Source organism: Sphingomonas bacterium (genome assembly GCF_903644055.1).
GTDB lineage: Bacteria > Pseudomonadota > Alphaproteobacteria > Sphingomonadales > Sphingomonadaceae > Sphingomonas_I.
The window spans coordinates 1-2,674 of record NZ_CAHJXD010000111.1 but is presented as its reverse complement, the minus strand read 5'-3'; the positions used below and the strand labels follow the sequence as shown (position 1 = coordinate 2,674).

At 69.3% G+C, this 2,674-nt stretch carries 4 protein-coding genes; all 4 read left to right on the top strand.

Features of this window, described 5'->3' with window-relative positions; genetic code table 11:
* Positions 1-202: 202 nt before the first annotated feature.
* Entirely contained in the window at positions 203-1,015 is an 813-nt protein-coding gene (locus HUU94_RS04745; protein WP_174273957.1) for a TlyA family RNA methyltransferase, read from the top strand.
* A gap of 232 nt (positions 1,016-1,247) precedes the next feature.
* Positions 1,248-1,535 (top strand): accessory factor UbiK family protein, encoded by a 288-nt coding sequence (locus HUU94_RS04740; RefSeq protein WP_174273956.1) that lies wholly within the window; start codon positions 1,248-1,250, stop codon positions 1,533-1,535.
* Positions 1,536-1,620: 85 nt separating this feature from the next.
* Positions 1,621-2,130, top strand: coding sequence for a YbjN domain-containing protein (locus HUU94_RS04735; protein WP_174273955.1), 510 nt, complete (start codon positions 1,621-1,623; stop codon positions 2,128-2,130).
* Between the two features lie 134 nt (positions 2,131-2,264).
* On the top strand, positions 2,265-2,674 hold a 410-nt coding region (locus tag HUU94_RS04730; RefSeq protein WP_174273954.1), incomplete at its 3' end, for a pyrroline-5-carboxylate reductase family protein.

Genomic DNA, 2,674 nt, shown 5'->3' with positions numbered 1-2,674 from the left:
CGCGGCCAAGCTCGTGCTGCTGATGGCGCTCGACCGGGTCGCGGATTATTACAGGCTGTAGTCAGATCCTCCCCGGCACGGGGAGGGGGACCGCGCGCAAGGCGCGTGGTGGAGGGGGCTTTCAACCAGCGGTAAGCCCCCTCCACCATGCTGCGCATGGTCCCCCTCCCCGTACCGAGGAGGAACCGAGGAGGAGTTCGCCATGCCCCGCATCCGCGCCGATCAGGCGCTCGTCGATCGCGGCCTCGTCGAAAGCCGCGCGCGCGCGCAGGCGCTGATCCTCGCGGGCCTCGTCTATGCCGGCGAGCGCAAGGTCGCCAAGGCGGGCGAGCCGATCGGCGACGACGTGCCGCTCGAGGTGCGCGGCCGCGATCATCCCTGGGTGTCGCGCGGCGGGCTCAAGCTCGATCATGCGCTCGAATGGTTCGGCTGGGACGTCGGCGGCGCGGTGGCGATGGACGTCGGCTCGTCGACCGGCGGCTTCACCGATGTGCTGCTGTCGCGGGGGGCGGCGCGCGTCTATGCGGTCGATGCCGGCACCAACCAGCTCGCGTGGAAGCTCAGGCAGGACGCGCGCGTCGTCGTGCTCGAAAAGACCAACGCGCGCCATCTCGCCGAGGCGCAGGTGCCCGAGGCGATCGACCTGATCGTCTGCGACGCGAGCTTCATCGCGCTTGCGAAAGTGCTCGCCCGCCCGCTGGATTTCGCGGGCGTCCGCGCGCGGCTGGTCGCGCTGATCAAGCCGCAGTTCGAGGCGGGGCGCGACGAGGTCGGCAAGCGCGGCGTCGTCCGCGATCCCGCGATCCACGCGCGCGTCTGCGCCGAGGTCGAGGCGTGGGTGGAATTGCGCGGCTGGCACGTCGAAGGCATCGTGCCGAGCCCGATCACCGGGCCCGAGGGCAATGTCGAGTTCCTCATCGCCGCGACGCGAGGCCGTGGGGTCGAAAGCCATGAAAGCCATGAAAGCCATGAAAGCCACGATCGGACTGGCTTTCGGGCGGCCGGGGAGGCGTGAAGCAAATGCTCTCCCTGGCGCGGGCGGTGGAAGCGTCTCCGTCACACCGGACTGGTTCCGGGGTCCACCGTGCGTCTGGCCGAGCCGATGGAATATGTGGGACGGTGGATGCCGGAACAGGCCCGGCATGACGGATAAGCCCGTATCCTCCCCTCGACGGCCGCCCCGTTGCAAGACGACGCCGCCATCGCCATCTCCCGCGCGTAACGCCACCGCCCTTCCGGAGCCCGCAATGCAGACCGAAAACCGCTTCTTCGAGGATTTCGCCAAGATGGCCAACGGCTTCGCCGGCACGATGGCGGGCATGGGCCGCGAGGCGGAGGCGGGGCTGCGCGAGAAGATGAAGGGCTTGATGGGCGGAATGGATTTCGTCGGCCGCGAGGAGTTCGAGGCGGTCAAGCAGATGGCCGCCGCCGCGCGCGACGAGGTCGATGCGCTCAAGGCCGAGCTCGCCAAGCTCAAGCCCGCGCCCGAAATCGCGATGCCGACGCCCGACAATCCCCCGGAAACGCAGCCCTGATCCACGACTTTTCCACAGCTTTATGCCCGTTGGGCGCTAGGCGTGCGCCGACCCTCCCGCTAAGGCGTGCGTGGGAGGCGGAGCGATGATCGCAGAGGATTTCGAGAGCGAGCCCGCGGGCGGCGCGCCGATCGACACGATCGAGCATTATTGCGAGGCGCACGGCTGGTCCTACGAACGCATCGCCGACGACGAATTGGTCGCGACCGTCGCGGGAAGCTGGACCAAGCATGAGCTGCGCGCGGTATGGCGCGATCAGGATCGCGTCCTCCAGTTCCTGGCGCTGCCCGACATCCGCGTCCCCGCCGATCGCCGCCCCGCGCTCTACGAGACGATCGGGCTGGTCAACGAGCAATTGTGGCTCGGCCATTTCGAATTGTGGTCGACCAGCGGCATCCTGCTGTTCCGCCACGCCGCTCTGCTCGACGTCCATGCGGACAGCGCGCTCAGCCTCGAACATGCCGAGGCGCTGATCGAGGCGGCGATCGACGAATGCGAACGCTTCTATCCGGTGTTCCAGTTCGTGCTGTGGGGCGGCAAATCCCCCACCGAAGCCATCGCCGCCGCGCTGATCGAGACGGCGGGCGAGGCGTAGGCTTCACCCGTTGGCCAAACTGCACCCGTTGGCAAACCTAGTCCGTTCGTCCCGAGCGTAGTCGAGGGACGTGCAACCAGCGCTTGCCCTCCCGTACCTCGACTTCGCTCGGCACGAACGGGGATCATGATGTGATGCTGTTCGAAGGCCCGATCTGGGCGATCGGCTGCGGCAATATGGCGGGGGCGATGCTCCGGCGCTGGCTGGCGACCGGGCTCGATCCCGCGCAGCTCACGATCGTCCGCAAGTCGGGTGCGCGCTTCGCCGATGGCGTCGCCGTGCTCGCCGCCCCGCCGCCCGATGGCGCGGTGCCCGCGCTGGTGCTGCTCGGCGTCAAGCCGCAGATGCTCGATCTCGTGGCGCCCGCGCTCGCGCCGCTGCTCGCGCCCGAAACCCTGCTGGTCTCGATCCTCGCCGGCGTCGAGCTCGCGACGCTGCGCGCCCGCTTCCCCGCGCCCCGCGCCATCGTCCGCGCCATGCCCAACACCCCCGTCGCGATCGGCGCAGGCGTGGTGGCGCTCTGTGCGGACGGCCCGGCCGATCG

What these genes read in the sequence shown, in the direction of transcription:
- HUU94_RS04745 (WP_174273957.1), top strand. Translation starts at nt 203, where the DNA reads ATGCCCCGCATCCGCGCCGATCAGGCGCTCGTCGATCGCGGCCTCGTC.
- HUU94_RS04740 (WP_174273956.1), top strand. Translation starts at nt 1,248, where the DNA reads ATGCAGACCGAAAACCGCTTCTTCGAGGATTTCGCCAAGATGGCCAAC.
- HUU94_RS04735 (WP_174273955.1), top strand. Translation starts at nt 1,621, where the DNA reads ATGATCGCAGAGGATTTCGAGAGCGAGCCCGCGGGCGGCGCGCCGATC.